The sequence below is a fragment of the Sphingobium sp. SYK-6 genome (genome assembly GCF_000283515.1).
Classification (GTDB): domain Bacteria; phylum Pseudomonadota; class Alphaproteobacteria; order Sphingomonadales; family Sphingomonadaceae; genus Sphingobium; species Sphingobium lignivorans.
The window spans coordinates 1,825,114-1,844,704 of record NC_015976.1 but is presented as its reverse complement, the minus strand read 5'-3'; the positions used below and the strand labels follow the sequence as shown (position 1 = coordinate 1,844,704).

The 19,591-nt window shown below is 65.7% G+C and carries 19 protein-coding genes and 1 tRNA gene; 9 read left to right on the top strand and 11 right to left on the bottom strand.

What is annotated here, in order from left to right; all coding sequences use genetic code 11:
* The first annotated feature begins 1 nt into the window (after window position 1).
* Window positions 2-2,401 carry a phosphoenolpyruvate synthase gene (ppsA, locus tag SLG_RS08330; RefSeq protein ID WP_014076014.1) on the top strand — a complete coding sequence of 800 codons (2,400 nt, stop codon included), beginning with the start codon at window positions 2-4 and terminating at the stop codon, window positions 2,399-2,401.
* A gap of 43 nt (window positions 2,402-2,444) precedes the next feature.
* On the opposite strand, the gene SLG_RS08325 is transcribed toward ppsA, so the two are convergent.
* Window positions 2,445-3,335: a helix-turn-helix domain-containing protein gene (locus tag SLG_RS08325; protein ID WP_014076013.1), complete on the bottom strand. Its 891-nt coding sequence runs from the start codon at window positions 3,333-3,335 to the stop codon at window positions 2,445-2,447.
* Window positions 3,336-3,456: 121 nt separating this feature from the next.
* Between SLG_RS08325 and pobA the strand changes: the two genes are divergently transcribed.
* The gene (gene pobA, locus SLG_RS08320) at window positions 3,457-4,632 is read left to right on the top strand and encodes a 4-hydroxybenzoate 3-monooxygenase (protein WP_014076012.1); all 1,176 of its coding nucleotides are present in this window, start codon (window positions 3,457-3,459) and stop codon (window positions 4,630-4,632) included.
* Between the two features lie 201 nt (window positions 4,633-4,833).
* Window positions 4,834-6,000: a DDE-type integrase/transposase/recombinase gene (locus SLG_RS08315; protein ID WP_014076011.1), complete on the top strand. Its 1,167-nt coding sequence runs from the start codon at window positions 4,834-4,836 to the stop codon at window positions 5,998-6,000.
* 84 nt (window positions 6,001-6,084) lie between these two features.
* Here SLG_RS08315 and SLG_RS22145 read toward each other — a convergent pair whose 3' ends face one another.
* Window positions 6,085-6,894 (bottom strand): PEPxxWA-CTERM sorting domain-containing protein, encoded by an 810-nt coding sequence (locus SLG_RS22145; protein ID WP_148276531.1) that lies wholly within the window; start codon window positions 6,892-6,894, stop codon window positions 6,085-6,087.
* Window positions 6,895-7,164: 270 nt separating this feature from the next.
* Between SLG_RS22145 and SLG_RS08305 the strand changes: the two genes are divergently transcribed.
* The 3 genes from SLG_RS08305 (at window position 7,165) to SLG_RS08295 (ending at window position 11,200) form a co-directional block, all read left to right on the top strand.
* Complete coding sequence (locus SLG_RS08305) at window positions 7,165-7,728, top strand: ECF-type sigma factor (RefSeq protein ID WP_014076009.1); 564 nt, start codon at window positions 7,165-7,167, stop codon at window positions 7,726-7,728.
* On the top strand, window positions 7,721-10,096 hold the full coding sequence (locus SLG_RS08300) for a serine/threonine-protein kinase (protein WP_014076008.1): 2,376 nt from the start codon (window positions 7,721-7,723) through the stop codon (window positions 10,094-10,096). The genes SLG_RS08305 and SLG_RS08300 overlap by 8 nt, the downstream gene beginning before the upstream one ends.
* A gap of 138 nt (window positions 10,097-10,234) precedes the next feature.
* On the top strand, window positions 10,235-11,200 hold the full coding sequence (locus tag SLG_RS08295; RefSeq protein WP_051003718.1) for a helix-turn-helix domain-containing protein: 966 nt from the start codon (window positions 10,235-10,237) through the stop codon (window positions 11,198-11,200).
* Between the two features lie 15 nt (window positions 11,201-11,215).
* On the opposite strand, the gene SLG_RS08290 is transcribed toward SLG_RS08295, so the two are convergent.
* Window positions 11,216-11,611 (bottom strand): hypothetical protein, encoded by a 396-nt coding sequence (locus SLG_RS08290; protein ID WP_041392940.1) that lies wholly within the window; start codon window positions 11,609-11,611, stop codon window positions 11,216-11,218.
* A 24-nt stretch (window positions 11,612-11,635) separates the two neighbouring features.
* Window positions 11,636-12,175 carry a DUF6438 domain-containing protein gene (locus tag SLG_RS08285; protein WP_014076005.1) on the bottom strand — a complete coding sequence of 180 codons (540 nt, stop codon included), beginning with the start codon at window positions 12,173-12,175 and terminating at the stop codon, window positions 11,636-11,638.
* Window positions 12,176-12,229: 54 nt separating this feature from the next.
* Between SLG_RS08285 and SLG_RS22140 the strand changes: the two genes are divergently transcribed.
* The 3 genes from SLG_RS22140 (at window position 12,230) to SLG_RS08275 (ending at window position 14,428) form a co-directional block, all read left to right on the top strand.
* Entirely contained in the window at window positions 12,230-12,454 is a 225-nt protein-coding gene (locus SLG_RS22140) for a hypothetical protein (protein ID WP_148276530.1), read from the top strand.
* A gap of 34 nt (window positions 12,455-12,488) precedes the next feature.
* The gene (locus SLG_RS08280; RefSeq protein ID WP_014076004.1) at window positions 12,489-12,764 is read left to right on the top strand and encodes an HU family DNA-binding protein; all 276 of its coding nucleotides are present in this window, start codon (window positions 12,489-12,491) and stop codon (window positions 12,762-12,764) included.
* A 530-nt stretch (window positions 12,765-13,294) separates the two neighbouring features.
* Window positions 13,295-14,428: a helix-turn-helix transcriptional regulator gene (locus SLG_RS08275; protein ID WP_070098715.1), complete on the top strand. Its 1,134-nt coding sequence runs from the start codon at window positions 13,295-13,297 to the stop codon at window positions 14,426-14,428.
* On the opposite strand, the gene SLG_RS08270 is transcribed toward SLG_RS08275, so the two are convergent.
* The 7 genes from SLG_RS08270 to SLG_RS08240 form a co-directional block, all read right to left on the bottom strand.
* A complete protein-coding gene (locus tag SLG_RS08270) occupies window positions 14,429-15,229 on the bottom strand; it encodes a hypothetical protein (RefSeq protein ID WP_014076002.1) in 801 nt (266 codons plus the stop codon).
* 24 nt (window positions 15,230-15,253) lie between these two features.
* Window positions 15,254-15,709, bottom strand: a complete 456-nt coding sequence (locus SLG_RS08265) for a DUF1425 domain-containing protein (protein WP_014076001.1) — start codon at window positions 15,707-15,709, stop codon at window positions 15,254-15,256.
* Between the two features lie 17 nt (window positions 15,710-15,726).
* Window positions 15,727-16,854: a hypothetical protein gene (locus SLG_RS08260; protein WP_014076000.1), complete on the bottom strand. Its 1,128-nt coding sequence runs from the start codon at window positions 16,852-16,854 to the stop codon at window positions 15,727-15,729.
* Between the two features lie 14 nt (window positions 16,855-16,868).
* Window positions 16,869-17,501 (bottom strand): hypothetical protein, encoded by a 633-nt coding sequence (locus tag SLG_RS08255; protein ID WP_014075999.1) that lies wholly within the window; start codon window positions 17,499-17,501, stop codon window positions 16,869-16,871.
* A 74-nt stretch (window positions 17,502-17,575) separates the two neighbouring features.
* The gene (locus SLG_RS08250) at window positions 17,576-18,160 is read right to left on the bottom strand and encodes a hypothetical protein (RefSeq protein ID WP_041391829.1); all 585 of its coding nucleotides are present in this window, start codon (window positions 18,158-18,160) and stop codon (window positions 17,576-17,578) included.
* A gap of 173 nt (window positions 18,161-18,333) precedes the next feature.
* Window positions 18,334-18,409, bottom strand: a tRNA-Ile gene (locus tag SLG_RS08245).
* 89 nt (window positions 18,410-18,498) lie between these two features.
* Window positions 18,499-19,506 (bottom strand): polysaccharide deacetylase family protein, encoded by a 1,008-nt coding sequence (locus tag SLG_RS08240; protein ID WP_041392934.1) that lies wholly within the window; start codon window positions 19,504-19,506, stop codon window positions 18,499-18,501.
* Window positions 19,507-19,591: the final 85 nt, after the last annotated feature.

Sequence of the window (19,591 nt, the reverse complement as noted above, 5' to 3'; positions counted from 1 at the left end):
AATGGCGCATCAACCCACTGATCCGGCCGTGATATGGTTTCAGGACCTGTCCATCGGCGACGTGCCGTCCGTTGGCGGGAAGAACGCTTCCCTGGGCGAACTGGTGCGTCAGCTTGGAACCGCCGGGGTGCGTGTTCCCGCCGGTTTCGCCACGACGGCGCAGGCCTATCGGGACTTCATCGCGGCTGGCGGCGTCCGTCCGGCAATGGAAGCGCACATCGCTCGCTTTCGTGCCGGGGAGGAAAGCCTGCAGGACGCGGGCCACGCGATCCGCACGCTCATCCTCGCCTGCCACCTCCCGGACGATCTCGTCAGCCAGATCCGCACCGCCTATGCGCGCCTGTCCGAGATCACGCAGACGCGCGACCCCGCCGTCGCGGTGCGCAGCAGCGCGACCGCCGAGGACCTGCCCGATGCGAGCTTTGCCGGGCAGCACGAGAGCTTCCTCAACATCCGGGGCGAAAAAGCGCTGCTGGATGCCTGCCTGCGCTGCTTCGCCTCGCTCTTCACGGATCGCGCGATCAGCTATCGCGAGGCGAAGGGCTTCGATCATTTCTCGGTGGCGCTCTCGGTGGGCATCCAGCAGATGGTTCGCTCGGATCTCGCCGGCTCGGGCGTCATCTTCACGATCGACCCCGAATCCGGCTTTCCCGGCGTCGCCACGATCAGCGCTGCCTGGGGACTGGGAGAGACCGTCGTCCAGGGCGCCGTCAATCCGGATCGTTATGTCGTCTTCAAGGCCTTGCTGGAGAAGCCCGGCGCTGCCCCGATCATCGAGAAGAGCCGGGGCGAGAAAGCCATCACGATGGTCTATGCGCAGGATGCCGCGCACCAGACCCGCGTGATCCCGACCGATCCGGACAAGCGGCTGGCATTCGTGCTGGACGACGCGGAGATCCTCGAGCTCGGCCGCTGGGCGGTCGCCGTCGAAGCCCATTACGGCCGGCCCATGGACCTCGAATGGGCGAAGGACGGCAGCAACGGCCTTCTCTATCTGGTCCAGGCACGCCCCGAGACAGTCCACGGGACCGGGCAGCAGAAGACGTTCCGCCGCTATGAGCTGAAGACGCAGGCAAGTCCCCTGCTCTCCGGCGTGGCCGTCGGCAGCGCGATCGCCAGCGGACAAATCTGCCTCATCCAGGATGCCTCGGACATCGCCCGCTTCACGGATGGCGCGATCCTGGTCACCGGCAATACCGATCCGGACTGGGTGCCGGTGATGAAACGCGCCGCCGGGATCATCACTGATCGGGGCGGCAGCACCAGCCATGCCGCCATCGTCAGCCGCGAGCTGGGCGTGCCCGCCATCGTGGGCACCGGCTCGGGCACCTCGATCCTCCGCGATGGCCAGCAAGTCACCCTGTCCTGCGCGTCGGGCGACAAAGGCCTGGTCTATGATGGCCTGCTCGATTTCATCGTCGAGGACATCGATCTGACGGCCATTCCGCAGGCGGAAACGGCCGTCATGCTGAACATCGCCGAGCCGTCCGCCGCGTTCCAGTGGTGGCCCTTGCCGGCACGGGGCGTCGGCCTCGCCCGGATGGAGTTCATCATCAACAATCTCATCAAGGCCCATCCCATGGCGCTGCTGCATCCCGAGCGGATTTCCGATGCGGACCGGCGCCAGATCAATGCGCTGGCAAAGGGCTTCGCCAGCCCGCCCGACTTCTTCGTCGAGACGCTCGCGCGCGGCATCGCCCGGCTGGCTGCGCCCTTCTTCCCGCATCCGGCCATTGTCCGCCTCAGCGATTTCAAGACCAACGAATATGCCCATCTGATCGGCGGCAGCGCCTTCGAGCCGAGCGAGGAAAACCCGATGCTCGGCTTTCGTGGCGCATCCCGTTATTATGACGATCGCTACCGGGAAGGCTTCGCGCTCGAATGCAAGGCCCTCAAGATGGCCCGGGAAGCCATGGGCTTCTCGAACATCATCGTCATGGTCCCCTTCTGCCGCACGCTGGCGGAGGCCGACCGCGTGCTGGCGGTGATGGCGGAGAATGGCCTGCAGCGCGGCGTGGATGGGCTGCAGGTTTACATGATGTGCGAGATTCCCTCGAACGTCATCCTCGCGAGCGAATTCGCCAGGCGCTTCGATGGCTTTTCCATCGGCTCGAACGACCTGACCCAGCTCATCCTGGGCGTCGATCGGGACTCCGATCTGCTGGCCGCGATGTTCGACGAGCGGGACCCGGCCGTGAAGATCTCCATCGCCCAAGCCATTCGCGCGGCTCATGAGGCCGGCATCAAGATCGGGATATGCGGGCAGGCGCCCAGCAACCATGCGGATTTCGCCGCCTTCCTGGTCGGCGAGGGCATCGACTCGATCTCGCTCAATCCGGACAGTTTCGTGCGGACCAGCGCCGTCATCGCGCAAGCGGAGAAATCGGCCGCTGGGGGCTGATCGGGCCCGCCTGCACCGGTCGCGAGCACCGGGCAGGCAAGCCTCAGCTGCCTTTCTCCCACCTCGCCCGATAGACGCTGGGCGCTTCGCCCATGTGGCGGGAGAAGAAGCGGGAGAAGTAGCCGGGGTCTTCGAACCCGATCGCATAAGCGACTTCGGCGACGCTCAATTGCGAATAGAACAGCAGCCGTCGCGCTTCCAGCAAGGCGCGCTGGTCGATCATCGCGGCGGGCGACAGGCCGGCGACGCTCAGGCACGCGCGCCGCAATGTCGTCTCGCTCACGCCAAGCGCACGGGCATGAACGCTGACGGGCTCCCGCAGCCGGAACCGCTGCTCGATGCGGGCGCGCCAGCGCGGCATCAGATCGGCGGCATAGGCCTGCCCCGCCGATGGCTCAGGCAGGACCGCCGACCGGCGAAGCGCAAGCACCAGCAAGGCGAGGAGCGATGCCTCCACGCCCACGCGAAACCCCTTTGCTCCTTCGTCCAGCTCGCGCCGGATCGCGATCATCCACTGCTCGGCAGCCTGTCCGTCCCCGGCGTCCAGCGGCACGGCAGTCGCTTCCCTGAACAGGGAGGCGATGTCCGGATCTCTGGAGAGAAGCTGGCGCAGATAGGAATCCGCCGTCGTCAAAACCCATCCGCTCGATTCGCGATGCCAGGAAAAGCCGTGGATGACCCCGGCGGGAATCAGCAGCAGCGCCGGCGCCTCGAAATCGGTGCGCTGGCCCTCGGCATGGATGGTTCCGCCGCCCCGGGCGATGAGGATGGCATGATCGAGATGGCCATGGACATGTGGCTTGATCGTCCATTCCTCGGGCCGGGACCGTTCGTCCAGCGTTTCGACATGGACGAAGCCTTCGGTGATCCCCCGCTGCTCCTCGCCGTAGAGAGAGTAAGCAGGAACGACATTGGTGGAAGACACTTGAGACATCTGGTGACGCCCGGCCGGAGACTGAATCGTCCAGATGTCTGGTTGATCCGGCCATGGGAGGCAAGGCCGATTCGCGGCATGAAGGTGGCAGGTACGGATTTCACGCCAGGCAGGAGAGGTCATGAAGACCAAGGTACAGGTCGCGATCATCGGAGCCGGGCCCGCGGGCCTGCTCCTGGGGCATCTTCTCCGGGCGGAAGGGATCGAGGCGCTCGTCATAGAGCGCGCATCGCCCGATTATGTGCTGGGCCGCATCCGCGCGGGCGTGCTGGAACGCACGACGACCGACCTGCTTGACCGGCTCGGCCTCAGCGATCGGATGAACGCGGAAGGATTGCCCCATGATGGCTTCAACCTCGCCGATGGCGAGCGGCTGATCCGCATCGATATCGCGGCGCTCACCGGCAAGCAGGTCATGGTCTACGGCCAGACCGAGCTGACCCGCGACCTGATGGATGCCGCGCCGGCACGAGGGCTGGAGATCGTCTACGAAGCCGCCGACGTGGCCCTGCACGATATCGAGAGCGATCGTCCCTCCGTCACATTTCAGAAGGATGGCAGCGTCCATCGGATCGAGGCCGATTTCATCTGCGGATGCGATGGCTTCCATGGCCCCTCCCGCCAGACGATCCCCGCATCGGCCGGTCAGGCCTTCGAGAAGATCTATCCTTTCGGTTGGCTCGGCATCCTCGCCGATGTCCCGCCCTGCAATCATGAGCTGATCTACGCCAACCACGAGAATGGATTTGCCCTGGCGTCCATGCGCTCGAAGACGCGCAGCCGTTACTATATCCAGGTTCCCCTCACCGACCGGGTGGAAGACTGGCCCGATGACAGGCTGTGGGACGAGCTTGCGGTTCGGCTCGGGCCCGATGCCGCGGCTTCGATGACGCGCGGTCCCGCCATCGAGAAATCGATCGCGCCGCTTCGCTCCTTCGTGTTCGAGCCGATGCGTCACGGCCGCCTGATGCTCGCCGGCGATGCCGCGCATATCGTCCCGCCCACCGGTGCCAAGGGTCTCAACCTCGCCGCGTCGGACGTCGCTTATCTCTCCGATGCGCTGATCCGCTATTTCCAGCAGAGCGACAGCGACGGGATCGCCGCTTACGGGCCGAGAGCCCTGGCGCGTGTGTGGAAAGCGGAGCGTTTCTCCTGGCAGCTGACCACCCTCATGCATCGCTTCCCGGACACGGATCCCTTCGCGCGCCGGATGCAGATGGCCGAACTCGACTATATCGCTTCCTCGACGGCAGCCCAGACCACCATCGCGGAAAACTATGTCGGCCTGCCGCTTTAGGCTGCGTGGCCACATAGGATGGCTCTGCGGAATGGCGGCTAGGCGGGGTTTCGGTCCGGAAATAGCCCGCCGGGACAAGACGCCAAAGGAGACGTCACCTCATCCCACATCGTCATTCCCGCGCATGTGTAGTGTTTCGGATGGTTGGCATGAAGCCTCTGGGGTAGAGAGAGGCATGACGTGGCTGAGGAGTCGCGGACTATGCTGATCAAGCTTCACCGGAATGCGACCACGACCCCGCGCCAGCGGGCTTATATCCAGGCCAGCGACAAGAGCGTTGCGGACCTGGCGCGTGAACTGGGCGTCAACCAGAGTTGCATCCGCCGCTGGAAAGGGCGGCGTGATACGATGGACCGGCCATCAACACCCCACCGCCTGATGACCCGCTTCTCAACCGAGGAAGAGGATATCGCAGTCGAACTGCGCTCCCGCCTTGCCCTCTCGCTCGACGATGCACTCGAGGTGATGCGCCGCTGTCTGCGCGCCGATATCTCCCGCGCCGCTCTCTACCGCCTGTGGCGTCGGCATGGCATCGCTGCCCCGCGCACCAGCGATCAAGGCGCTGGCGCAAGCCTGCCCTTCGATCCTGCACCCTTCGGCTATGTCCATGCCGATCTCAAGCATCTGCCCCGCCTGCTCGGCAAACCAGCCTATGTGCTTGTCGTCATCGAGCGGGCAACCCGCTTCGTCCATGTCGACATCCTCGATGATCGCAGCGCCGCAACCCTCGCTGCCGCCTTCGAGCGCTTCCTCAAAGCCTTCAGCCATCCCGTCCACACCGTGCTGACAGATAATGGCAGCGAGTTCACCGATCGCTTCGGTGGCGCCTACTGGGGCAAACGCAACACCGGAACAGGCCGCCATGCCTTCGATCAGGTTTGCGCCGCCCATGGCATCAAGCACAAGCTCACACGGCCCTATCATCCCCAAACCAACGGCATGGTCGAGCGTTTCAACAGACGTATCAGCCAGGCCATCGCCGCTCACCCCGCAAACAACCAAAATGCAGGCCGAAACCACTTCTCTTCACATCAGGAGCGCAACAGCTTCATCCGACAGTTCGTCAATAACTATAACCGAACAAGACTGCGATGCCTCGCATACCACGCCCCAGCGCAACAACTTGCCATCCTCACGAAACACAACACGCATGCGGGAATCCAGTTACACCGTGGCGCTCGTACGCGATGTCTCAGCTGGATTCCCGCATGCGCGGGAATGACGAAAAGTGGGAATGTCCGCTCGCCCGACATCGCGACCTTTGAAGCCCTCTCTCGGAAACTCCGACAGCCGCCGCTGGTTCAGCTCAGACTCTGTCCCCGCGCCTGCGACAGCGTCGCCCCCCTCCGCTCCTCCGGGGGCCGCTAATTCCCTTGGGCTGGCAGCGCACGGCCAGAAGCCGGACAAGGGGTTCTCCCCCGCCCGGCTTCCGCGCGCCGCTGCCCGGCGAATTCAGGCGAAGTGCACCCGATATCCGCGCTGACGGCGCAGGACCGAGCCGACCAGCGCCAGACCGCCGATCATCATGCCCCAGGTCGCAGGTTCCGGCACCGCCGGCGGCGGCGGGGGCAGGACCTCGTTGGTGATGCCCGCATAAATGACCTGCGCCTGCGAGTAATTGTAGAACCCGAACCGGCCATCGCTGAACGTGCCATCGAGATCGAACTGGAGGACATCGTCCACCCAGACCTTGATGTTGCTCGCGGTGAACGCGATGTCGAAATTATACGTGACGTTGTCGCCCCAGCCGGTGCTGCCCAGCGTAGCCCCGCGCGCCAGTTCCGTCACGCCCAGAGCCGGGTCATGCGACCAGGCGCCGGCATTGTCGGCAAGGCCGGCACTCACATGCGATATCGCGAGGCCGGCCGGGGCAAAGCCATAGAAATTCTGGTTGAGCTGCTTCCAGTCGATCAGCAGGAAATCGGTGGACTCCGCCGTCAGGTCTCCGGGGTTGAAGCCGATCACGAAGCCTACGAAATCATCGTCACTGCTCGTGTTGACGCGGATCGTTCCGGAGAGCTGGTTTCCGAACGCGTTGAAGTCGCTGTAGAAAACCGTCGGGGATCCGTTCACGGTCTGGCGGACCGTGTCGTTGCCGCTTTCGAGAACCCAATTGTAGCTGTTGCCGTAGCCTTCCGCCGTCCAGGTGGAGAGGTCGACAGGCACTTCGGCCGCAAGAGCCGGCGCCGTCGCGATCATCGTCAGGGTCGGAATGGTCAGGGCCGTCACGCCCGAGCGGACCCGCTTCATCGTCCTGGTCATTTGTTTTCTCCCACATCATCGATCCGGGAGACGCGGAACGCGACCTCCCATCACGAACAGCGTGAAAATGGCGTCGATCGGGTCACGACGCCGCGCCGGCTTCGTCCCGGTTCAGGACATTCGCGTTCGGAGGAGACGCATGCTCCGGCGCCGCCCTCCTGCTTTCCCCGTCTTCCCTCTCCGCCCGGCGCTCACGGCATCATTAGGACTGGACAGGCCACGCCCGGCCATCGAAGATCGCGCGGTCAAGGACGGTGGGGGTCGAATGACATGGATCGGTCCGATGGGGGCTTTGCCCATCTTGTCGAACGGTGGCGGTCCGGGGACCGTGTTGCGCGGGACGAACTGATCGGCCGGATGCTTCCGGAGCTGCGCCAGATCGCCGCGGCGCGGCTGCGCAATGAGCTGAACAGCTCCCTGTCCACGGACGACCTGATCAACGATGCCGTCGTCCGCTTCATGCGCCTGTCCGCGATCGACCTTGCCGACCGGGCGCATTTCATCGCGCTGGCCTCGCGCATCATGCGCAATGTGCTGACCGACCATGCGCGGGCGAAAGCGACGGACAAGCGCCAGCACCACAAGATCGAGCTGAACACCCGCGTCGACGGCGGGCAGCGCATTGATCTCGAATCGCTCAATTTCGCGCTTATCAGGCTGGGCGCCATCGATCCGGCGCTGATGGAGCTTGTCGAGATGCGTTATTTCGGAGCGATGAGCATCGAGGACGTGGCGATCGCCACGGATCAGTCTCCCGCCACGGTGAAGCGGCGCTGGCGCACGGCGCGGGCCTGGCTGGCCGACGCCATGGCGGAAACGATCGACCATGGATGATGTCGCGCTGGAGCGCGAGGCACTGCGCCTGTTCGAGGCGCTGACCGACATTCCCGAGGTGGACCGCGAGGCGTGGATCGCCGCCCGGACCGAAGGCAACGAAGCGCTGGCCGGGCGGCTGCGCTCCCTGCTCGCGGCCGAACGGCGCGCCAGCCTGAGCACGGGCGGCGCATGGCTGAGCGAGGACACGGCCGAACTCCCGGCGCGCATCGGCGCCTATCGGATCACCGGCCTCATCGGGCGCGGCGGCATGGGCACGGTGTACCGGGGCGAGCGCGATTCCGGCGACTTCGATCATGTGGTCGCGGTCAAGGTCATCAAGCCCGGGCTTCTGAGTGACGCGCTGGCCGAGCGTTTCCGCCGCGAGCGGCAGACGCTGGCACAGCTCTCCCATCCGCACATCGCCCAGCTGTTCGATGGCGGCGAGACCGATGAAGGCGCGCCTTACATCGTCATGGAGTTCGTCCCCGGCTTTTCGCTGCTGCGCTGGGTCGAGGAGACGGCGCCGTCCCGGGCGGATCGATTGCGCATGTTCGGCGCGATCTGCCGCGCGGTCGGCTTTGCGCATCGCAGCCTGGTGGTCCATCGCGATCTCACCCCTTCCAACGTGCTGGTCACGCCGGACGGCTCCCCCAAGCTCATCGATTTCGGCATTGCCCGCGCGCCCGATCTCGCGCCGTCGACTGACGGTGCCAGGGCGCCGTCCATCGGCAGCCTCAGCCTTACGCCGGGCTATGCGGCCCCCGAGCGCATGACCAGCGCCGCCGTCTCGACCAGCACGGACATCTATTCGCTGGGCAAGCTGCTCGGCTGGCTGGTCGACGACAAGAGCAGCGAATTGCGGGCCATCATCGCCAAGGCCACGGCGGATGATCCCAATGACCGCTACGCCACAGCCGAATCGCTGGCCGAGGATGTCGAGGCCTGGGCGACAGGCTATCCGGTCTCCGCCGTCCGGCGCGGGCCGGGCTACATCTTCGCCAAGTTCGTCGGCCGCAATCGTCTGCCCATTGCCGCGGCGGCCCTGACGATCGCCCTGCTGGTGGCCGCGCTCGTCTATGCGCTCGTCGCGAACCACCGCGCCCAGATCGCGCGGGCCGATGCGGAAACCCGGTTCAATGACGTTCGCGCCCTCGCCAACTACATGCTCTTCGATCTCAACGGGCAGCTGGCCCGCGTGCCGGGCAATACCGCCGCGCGAGCGGCATTGGCCGATCAGGCGCAGCGCTACCTCGCGTCCCTCGCCGCCACGCCCGGCGCTTCTCCGGACCTTCAGCTCGAGACAGCGCGCGGCCTGCTGCGCCTCGCCCAGATCCAGGGCGTGCCCAACGAGCCCAATCTCGGCGAGCGGGACAATGCCCTCGCCAATCTGCGCAGGGCCGACCAGCTGCTCACGCCCCGCCCCCGGGAGGATGCGCATGCGGCCATCTATCGCGGCCTTTCGGCCCTCTATCGCGGCCTCATAGAAGTGCATGGCAAGGCTGACCAGAAGGCAGCGCGCGCCTCGATCGCCCAAGCCGAAGCCAGCCTCGCGAGCGTCGCCCCGGCAGGCCGCGACGATGAATGGGTGCGCGCCATGAGCGCGTTGCGGATCGCGCAGCTCGAGTTCCTGGATGTGGCGGGAGAGCGCGCCGGGCTGGCGAGCCTCATCGAGCGCGCACGGACGGAGCTGCAGGGCTGGACGCCGGCCCAGCGCAACAGCTTCGGCGCCCGCGCCGACGAGGCCATGCTGCTCTATTATGAAGGCCTGAGCCTGGGCGATACGGAATATGAGAAGGCGCTGGCCGTGCATCTCGAGGCGGAGAAGCGCTACGATGCCCTGCTGAAGGAACGGCGCGACGATCCCCTGCTGCTCTACCGCGCGGCGTGGAACGGCCTCGATGGCTTCGCAGCGGGCTCGCGGGCGGGCATCGAGCATGTTTCGGATCGCCTTATCCGTCGCGCCGCGCAGGTCATCGACCGGCTCGCGCTGATCGATGATCGCGACGATGCGGTCCGCGCGCTGCAGATGAACATCAAGGAAGCGCTGTCCCAGAATCTGCGCGATGCGGGCGCATTCGAGGACGCGATCGCGGCCGCGCAACAGGTGGTCGCGCTGCGCAAGGCTGCCGCCGAAAAGGCACGCAGGGCCGGCACCACCAATGACCTCGGCAATCTCGGTTTCTCGCAGATGATTCTCGGCGTCGTCGCGCGCGATGGCGGACAGCGCCCGCTTGCCTGCGCGGCCTGGCGCGATGCGCTCGCCAGCCTGCGCACGGCCGAGAAGGCGCAGAAGATCATCGGCTTCCACCAGGGCTTCATCCCCGGCATCGAGGCGCATGTGAAAGCCTGCGCGAACGGCGGCCCGATCGATTTCCCCATGCGCTGACTCGCGCGGCGGAGGACGGACCGCCGGCGCCGTCGCTGCTATCGCCTTGCTGCGGGAGTCATTTGCGCATAGCCTGCGGCCATCGTCCGGAAAAATGCTCCGCACAGAGGGCAGGACCATATGAGGAGAGGCGTGGACATGATGCTCCAGGCAATCGACACCAGCAGTGTGGCCGCGCGCGATCGGCTGCCTTTCTGGACGGAACTGGCAGACAGGTTCATTGCGCCGCTCACCATCGAGGTGCCGGACGATTGCCCCTTCGAGGCCCGCATGTATCGCGCCTCGCTCCGGGATTGCGACATCATCTCGCCCTGCTCCTCGCCCGCCCGGATCTACAATCAGCCGGGGCTGGACGTCGGCGCCCTCAATCTTCAGCTTCAGCATGTCGGCAGCAGCGTCAATCACACGGGCGGGCGGACAAGCCGGCTGAACGAGGGCGATTTCCTGCTCTTCGATCCCTCCCGCTCGCTTGAGCTGACCTTTGCCGAACCGACGCAGACCATCGTGCTGCGGCTGCCGGTTGCCTATGTGGAAGCCCGCCTGCCCCGCCTGCGCCAGATGGTCGGCATTCCGGTGCGCGGGGACAGCGGCGCAGGCGCGCTCTTCTCGCGCTTCCTTCGCTCGGCGTGGAGCCAGCTCGAAGCGGGCGAGAATGACTGGGGCGATGCGATCAGCGATGTCATCTGGCCCTTGCTCGATCTTGCCTACAGCCCGGCCTGTCCCGAGGTGCAGCAGGCCAACCGGCGGGATCTGCGCCGCCGCGCCGTGCTCGATCTCATCGAGGCCAATCTGTGCGACGCCGCGCTCGACACGCACCGGATCGCGGCCGGCGTGGGGGTGAGCGCCCGTTATGTCCAGCTCCTCTTCGCCGGCATGGCGACGACGCCGTCCGCCTATATCCAGCGGCGCAGGCTGGAGCGGGCGGCCTCGCGCCTCAGCAAGGCAAGCAGCGAGGTGACCATCACCGAGATCGCCTTCGATGTCGGCTTCAATGATCTCAGCAGCTTCTGCCGCTCCTTCCGCCGCCGGTTCGACATGAGCCCGAGCCGCTACCGCGCCATGCGCGGCAGGCCGGTCACGCCCGACCGGCTGACCGGCGCTTGAAGATATCCCAGTCGTTCAGCCTTCGACGAGCTTCTTGAGAGCCTTCAAGTCCCGGTTCACCAGCTTGATATCCCCGGCAAATCGCTCTTCGTCCATGTCCGGCTGCCGAAAGAGCGTGATGATCACTTCGGCGCCCGCGCCGTTCTCGACCACGCGAAGCGGAACATGGATCTCCGGCCCCTCCCCGGTGTCGACGAAATGATCCATCACGCCGAAATCATTATAGGGCGTGAAGCGGATATGGATCGGCCCCTCGGGACCATCGGCCTGCCAGCGACCGTCCTCCATCCGCAGGTCCGATTCGGCCAGCCCCAGCGCCCATTTCGGGAAAAACTCCGGCTGCCAGATGAGATCGTAGAGCGCCTTGGCTTCCATGGCGATCGAGACGCTGAAACTTCGCGCGGGTAACATCATTCACTCCCTGATCGTTCACGCTCAGCCCCGCGAGGCGCCGGGCCGGGTCGTCTGTCTTGCAAGGTCGGCAATGCCCAGCCTCTCCGGCGCGCCTTCCAGGACTGCGTTCAGCTGGTCGTTCCGCGGCGACCGGCACCCGCGATCATGCTGGAGGACGGTCGTCTTGCCATCGGCCGATGTCCAGGTAATTCGATAATGCTGCTGATCGCTGATGCGCGCCTCGCAGGTCGTGCTGGCCGTCGTCCCGTCCGCCGGACGGAAAGGCGCAAGGGCCTCGGCGAACGCGCGATAGGTGCCGGCATCCTTCGCCACTGCCTGTTTTCCAATCGTCGCGCTATGACGAATCCCCTCGAAAGCGACTGTGCCATCCGACGCGATGCGCGCATTGTAGACGGGGCAGAAGCCGAAGCACGGGCCCACTTCATAGGCAATGGACTCGGCGGGTCCTTCGCTCGCGGGCACCCCCGTCGCCGGCGCATCAGTGGCCGCGCACCCCGCAAGGGAGAGGGCGAGGCCGGCAAGAGCCATATGCGGGAGCGGGACAAGATGACGGAAATTCATGAAGATGCCCTTTGATCCTGAGTGTCCGGATAACGTCCAGCGTCACCCGATGACATGACGGAACTGAACGCCGCCTGTCTTGAAAAAGGCCGCCACGCCCCCGTTTTTCAGGCAAATTCGCTCTTTTCGGCCGATGCCGTTGGCTTTTTCCCGAACGATGGATATCAAAGCCCGGCTTGGCGCTGGTTACGATCCGGCGCGTTGCAAACGAACGCAAAGACGCAGCGGACAAGCGGAGAGGACATGACGGCGGTAGACTGTCATGAGCGGTGCCGCTAAGCGCGCCCGACCGAAAACAGAGAAAGGATGTGCCATGAACAATAACGATCTCGCCGATACCATTGCCGCCAAGCACGATCTCACCAAGACGGACGCCCGCGCCGTCGTCGACGCGGTGTTCGCTTCGATCGCCGACGCCGCTGCCAAGGGTGAGGAAATCTCGCTGAACGGCTTCGGCAAGTTCAAGGTCAAGGACACGCCCGCTCGCGAGGGCCGCAACCCCTCCACCGGCGCCACGATCCAGATCGCGGCTTCGAAGAAGCTGAGCTTCGCGCCTGCCAAGGCCGTGAAGGACAAGCTCAACGGCTGATGCCGTTGGCCGGCAGAATCCCCCCGCAGCGGATTTGCCCCTGAAGGTTCAGCGACCCGTCCCGTTCTGAGGACTGTCGCCAACCTCTGGTCATCGATGAGAGCCCGGCTTCCAGTCCCGACTGAGCCGGGCTCTTATATGCGTGTCGCGCCCTGGCATGGCGGCCATCGTTCGTGACAACGCACACGCCGCCGCCCTGGCCCCGCCCTGCCCTCCCATGCCCGCGGTTGCTTCAGGATCGCCTTGCCGCCTCTTCCCCGGCGCGAAGAGCCATCGGACCGCCGCCGCGCCCGAGGCGTGGCCAAGGAATCTCATGTCCCGGCAGTAAAAGCCCAGTAGCGGGAAGCATTCGCACTCGCTATGGGGACAAGGTGCGTGCGGATATTCCGGGCGCTCATGACCCGGGGGGGCCAATAGACAGATCATCTACGGCGTGGCCGGTCTTCATGCCGGGCGTGCTGGTCGCTGTGCATGGATTAGCTGCCTGTTAACCATGCTGCACTATCGCGACTTCATAACGGACGGAAAAATTGGGGGGAATTTTGGACGAAGCGCACCATTGGGAGCGCAGCTTTCAGGATGCTGCGCTCGATCCTTCGCTGTGGGCAAATACGCTCGCGAACCTCGCCGACCATACCGGCTCTGCCCGAGCCCAGCTGATCGGCCTCGGCGACAAGGCCATTTCCTTCAACTGGGTGACTCATGCCGATCCGTGGATGCTGGAGGATTTCGAAGAGATCGACGGCAGCCATGCGGACATCAACTTCCGCATTGCGGCGGAGCGAATAAACGGCAACCGCAGAATTCTCTTCGAAGCCGATTACGATGAAGCCAAATCGGCGCTGCGCAGCGACATCTATCTCGAATTCTGCGAGAGGCACCAGATACCTCATGGCTGCCAGTCCGTGCTCCTTCAGGAGACCGGGCAGATGATCGGTTTCGCCCTGCTGCGGACCGAGCGGGACGGCAGGACCACCGAGGAATCGCGGCGCATATTCGCCCTGGCCGATCGCGCCGCGCGCACCGGGGTCCGCATGCAGATCGCGCTGGAAAAGCAGGGGTTGAGCCTCGTCGGCGGCATGCTTGGCGACATGTCCGTGAACTGCATCCTCGTCGACCGGGCCGGCCGGGTCGGTGCGATGACCGAGGGAGCCGAGCGCCATATGGCAGATCGCGCCGGCGTGCTTCGCGCCATCGGTGGCCGGCTGTTCGGCGTCACGCAGCATGCGACGCGCGAGATTGATCGCGCGCTCGGCGATGTGATCGACAAAGGCGGCAGCACGCACCGCCGCCTTCTCCTGGCGCGGCCGGAGGACGACGACGGACACGGTGAAACGCGGCCGTTCCGGGTGGATTTCTTCCGGCTCCAGCAGCGCGAATGGTCCCTTGGTTTCATTCCCGCCGTTGCCGTCGTCATTCGCGACCAGGACCTGCGCGGCGACCGCGATGAGGATGCCAGGCTGCTCGGCCTCGCTTTCGGCCTTACCACGGCTGAAGCCTCGGTGGCGCTGCTGCTGGCCGGGGGACTGACGCGCGAACAGATCACGGCCGTCCGCAACATCTCCAACGAGACGCTGCGGGTTCAGGTCCGCAATATCTACGCCAAGACCGGCTGCAACCGCGAGGCGGAACTCGTCCTGCTGCTCGCTGATCTGCTCGGCTGATCAGAGGAAGCCGCGCATCGTCTCCGAAGCCAGCGTCTCGGCGACGAGATCGGGCGTGATGCGCTCATCCCGCTCGCGCTGGAAACCGCCGGGTCGTGCCACGAGGCGCTCGGGACCGGCCGCCGGGCGCGCCTCGGTCCGGAAAGTTGCCACCACGCGGGAGCTCGGCACGTGCAGCACCCGGATGCCGAAGATCATGCCTGTGGCGCTGCCGCTGCGATATTCCGGCAGCACCTCGACCAGATAATCAATGCCTTCCTCGACCGCGAGCGTCTCCATGAACTGCTGGTCCACCCGGTCGTCCTGGTTCCGCGCGGCGGAGACCTTGCGCATCAGTGCGGCGCGATCGACCAGATTGGCGCCCGCGCGCACGAAGGCCGTGACATAGGCGCTTTCGAGATCGCCTTCATCGTCCCTGTCGAGCCAGGCACTGGGCCCGCCGGTGGTGCGCTCGGCCTCGATCACTGCGTCGGTGGAGCGCGTCACGGTGCCGCCATACGCCTCGACAGTCACGTCCTCCTGCGCGCGCAGGCGGTAGCGTGACGAGGATTCGTCCGTCAGCGCCACGTTCCAGAAGAGCAGGATGCGCGGGTTGCCGGCCTTGCGCGACCAGGAGCGGAATTCGTCCTGGGTGCGATACATGGCCGCGTCCGGATCGGCTGTCGCGCGGCGCGGATTGACGGCGGGCATGCCGCCGCGCTCCGCACCGGCGACCACCGGCATGCCGGTGCGTTCCTGCGCCTGGGCCCCGCCGCAGGCCAGCGCGCTGGCAGCCAGAGCCGGAATGATGAAAGCTCGCATGGCAGATCTCCCCGCGCGCCGCGCTTACTGCGCGGCGCGAACCTCGACATAATATTGCGAAGCCGAGCCATTGCTCGCCACCTGCTCGAAGAGCACCATGGACTGGGGCTTCACGAAAAGGCGTGTCCAGGAGGATGCGGCGTCGACCGGGCGGCCATTGGGATCGTACCAGCTGTTGCGCACCTCGAGCGGGATTTCCACGCCCGTCTTGTTGCGCAGCTCGACGCTGATCCGCTTGAAGCCGGTACCGGTATCGCTCAGCACGACATTCTCGACGTCGAGCACCGAGTTCGCTTCCCACTTGCGGTTCTTGTAGCGCGCCAGGCTCTCGTCGATCACCCGAACCGTGTTGAGCGTGGGACGCACATAATTCTGGTTGTCGATGCGCACGCCACCCTCGGGCATGGTCGCGGAGCATCCCGCGAGCATCGCTGCTGCGGCTGCCGTGGCGGCAAGCGCCGCAATCCGGTGAACTGTCATCTGCACGTCCTTCTTTCCTAGCGAGAGCGGGCCAGCGCCAGCTGGCGGCCCCTCGGGTCCTTGATGGTGATGAGCTGTTGGGCAGGCTGGTCCGTCGGCGTGCCGTCCGTCAGGAACTGGACGGCGAGATCCTGCATCCCCAGCTTCCCCGAAGCGAAGGTGGAGACGTGGACGCGATCGGGCAGCGAGCTCCAGGTCCGGGTATCGGCCTTCACCTTGGCCTTGCCGGAGAGGATCGAGGCCAGCGCGCCCACCCCGGCCAGTGCGCCGGACACGGTCCCGTCGCCGCCCAGCGCGGAGACGACCTGGGCGGTGTCCGTCAATGTCGAGCCGACGTCGTTGGCCGCACGCTTGAACTTGACCTGGCCCTTGATGATCTGATCGATCTCGCGTCCGCCGCGCGTCGCTGCCTGGCGGTAGACGTCCTCCATGGCATAGAGCGGAAGCTGCTCGCCCGCCGTAACCAGCTCGGCGCGGTTCTCGGTGAAGCCCTTGCCCCGCCGAAAAACGAAATAGCTGTGGTCGAGCCCGTCGCCCAGCTTGCGCGGCGCCGTACCGGTCTCGACCAGCGCGAGCGTGTCGTCGCTCTCGCCGATTCCCGGGAAATCGGGCCGCAGCGCGTGGACCTTCGCCAGCGCCTCGTCGCGCAGGTCCTTGTCGCCGTTCAGATGGGACGCCCATGCCTCGAGGAAATAGAGAACCGCGAAGTCGGCCTGGTTCTGCTCTTCCTCCGCGAAGGCATCCTGGAACGTGCCTTGCCGGAAAGCGGCGCGCGCATTCTCATAGTCCCCCTGCGCGAGGAACACGAGGCCGCGATAATAATAGACCATCGCCCGTTCATAGGGCTCGCCCTTGAACGTCTTGGCGCCCTCCTCGTACCAGAGGCTGCGCGCCTTCACGACGCTGGGATCGTTGAGGAAGACCAGCTCGATGTTCTGGATGCAGTCGTCGAAGCTGCGGCCGGCGCCCTGGAAGTCCTGCGACCAGAAATAGCGCGTACCGATCTCCATCTGGTTGAGCACGCGGTTGCGGTCACCCTCGGAATCCAGCTTCGCGAGATAGGGCGCCGGGTCCGCGTCGGCCAGCGCGAGCGCGGGCGCGCCCTGGGCCAGGACGAGGAGACCTGCGAGGAGCTTGCGGAACATCGTCGAAGCCCGGCTCAACGATAGACCACGTTGTCCTGCGCGGCCTTCTTGAACTCGTAGATGTTCGACCAGATGAGGTCGCCATATTCGAGGTCGAGAAGCTCGAAGGTATAGGTGCTGTAGCGCTCCTTGACGCCGGTGCGGGTGTCCACCGCGTCGCGCGTCCCGATGCGGCCGACGAGGCGATAGTCCGCTCCGGCCATCGCGCGCGTGCGTCCGGTCGTTCCCACGTCGACCTGCCCGGCATCCTTGAGGTCGCGCTCCATCTGCACGGCATCGGCATATTCACGTCCGACAAAGCGCACCCGCCCGCTCGCCGCGCGGCTCAGCAGCACGCGGATGCGGTCCGTGATCATGGCCTTGTCGATGATCTCGGAGCTCTCGTTGCGGAAATGCGCGGAATCGATGATGACGCGCGGCGCCGTGGCCGCGTTCATGATCGCCGGCACGGTGAGCAGGTCACGCATCATCGCGTCGCTCATCGAGACGATGTCCTGCGATTCGACGCCCACGCCCCGCACCGCGCCCGGCGAATCCGGAGACTGGTAGAGACTTGGCTGCCGGGACTTCGTCTTGGCGTCCGCCACTGCGGGCATGCAACCGATCACTGCGAGCGCGACGAACGCCCTGCCGAATCTGGCGACCATGATCTTCCGGCCTTTCCTTCGAATATGGGGAATTGGCCTGCGGGCATGGAGCCCCGCCCGCAGGCCCGGAATGTTCAGAGCGAGGCCGAAGTGGTGGCTTCGCTCACGACCGGCGTGCGCGGATAACGGGCATAGATATTGCCGAAATCGGGATAGATCGCCGTCACGGCCTTCACGATGCGCGCATATTCGGTGTGCCCGGAATGGAAGGCGTACATGTTGGCTGCCATGTCCTCGAGCGTGTTGAACGACTGGTCGCTCGAGCTCTTGAGGAATTCCTCGCCGCCGATCGACTTCAGCGCCGCGGCGCGCGCCAGCTTCTTGGTCGCCTGGCCCGCGAACAGGCCGGCGAAGGGAATGTTGCTGAGCAGCTGGTCAGCGGCGACCTGTCCCGCGGCGCCCGCGATGTCGCCGGCATTCTGCACGCCCATGGCATTGGTGACCCACTCGGCCGTCACGCCATCCGACGTGAAGGGCGACATGAAGGCGCCGCCATTGCCCTCGATCGGCTTGGGCGCTGCGGCGCGGAGCGCGGCGATCGCCTGTTCCCGCTGGACCGGATCGGAAATGCGGGCCACATCCTGCACGCCGCCGGAGCTGGCGCAGGCTGAAAGAGAGAGAGCGAGAAGCAGAGCAGCACTCGTCGCACGATAGTTCATATAGATACCCCCTGAACCTGACGTTCGGAGGGGCCGAGTAATGAACCTCGCGACATCCCACATCACCCGCGCGGGTTATGCGGCAAAATCCTGTAGCCAAAGACCCGCATCCTCACCGGCCAGTCAGCGGCGGACAATCGGAACCAGGAATGGACGGATGCGGCGTGAGGGGATGGTGGGCCCGGCAGGACTCGAACCCGCAACCTAGCCGTTATGAGCGGCCAGCTCTAACCATTGAGCTACAGGCCCCGATGTCCATCAGACGCCCGGACAAGGGGTATCGAGCCACGCGTTAGCCCGCCCCAGCCCCGCAAGGCAAGTATCCTCATGCGCCGGCGCTATATCGCGGCGAGCAGCTCGGCCTGGCTGATCGGCGCGATGCCGCGCTTTTCCAGATGATCCAGCACGCCGTCCCACCAGCGATAGAAACGCTCCACGTCGGCTGCGCTGCGCGTGTAGGGCGTGTGTCCGGGCTCAAGCGTCGGCGAATGAAAGGAGAAATTGAGCAAGGGCGCGCCTTCTTCGATCAGCGCGTCGATCGCCGCGCGGCATGCGGCGAGATCGACGCCCTCCGGCGTCAGCGGCACCCGCGCGAGCAGCCCGAAGCGGGAGAACGCGCCGGCCACACGCCCGGCCCGCGCCAGCAGGGGATGGAGCCGTTCGCCGCCGCGCCTCAGGGCGCCGACATAGGCGGTGGAGAGCGGCACTTCGATGAGCCCGCCCGTCGGCCCCGCGCGCCAGGGCCGCAGCGGCATCCCGGAAAAGTCCGGCCCGAGCTGGCCGCGATAGTCGAAGCGGCTCCGCACCGAGCTGTCGATCCGGAAGCCGGCGTCCTCGAGCAAAGCGGCGGTATGCGGCCCCACGCCATAGCGTCCGGCCCGGTAAGCGACCGGCTTCACGCCGATGCGCTGCTCGATGCGGTTGCGCAGCGCGGTCAGCTTGGCGCGCTCCAGCGAGAGCGGCAGATTGCCCGCATAGCTGTTGAAGAGGCTCACTTCCTCCTGATGCGGCGGATTGACCCAGGGATGCAGGTGGACGCCCACGTCCGCCACACCGTCCTCCGCCCAGCCACGCAGCAAGGCGCTGGCCGCCTCGTCCTCGATGACGGGATAGTCCGTCACATAGACCGGGCGCACGCCGGCCGACCCGATGAAGCGCTGGAACCGCTCCATGCCCGCGACGACGCTGACCTGCGTCGCGCTCCGGCTGAACGGCGCCGCCCAGTCGAATTCTTCCTCCGTGTCGATCCACAGCATGAAGCGCCGGCCGAGGCTCCCGGGCCAGTCGATGGCTGCCGTGGAGGGCGGCGGCTCGATCAGATTGGCGGCAAAGGCAGCCACGATGATGCGGACCTCGTCTTGAGCGGGATGTGCGTTCGCCGCCCTAGCATGAAATCCCTGCCGGTGGATTAAGCATGCGCACACCGCGGAC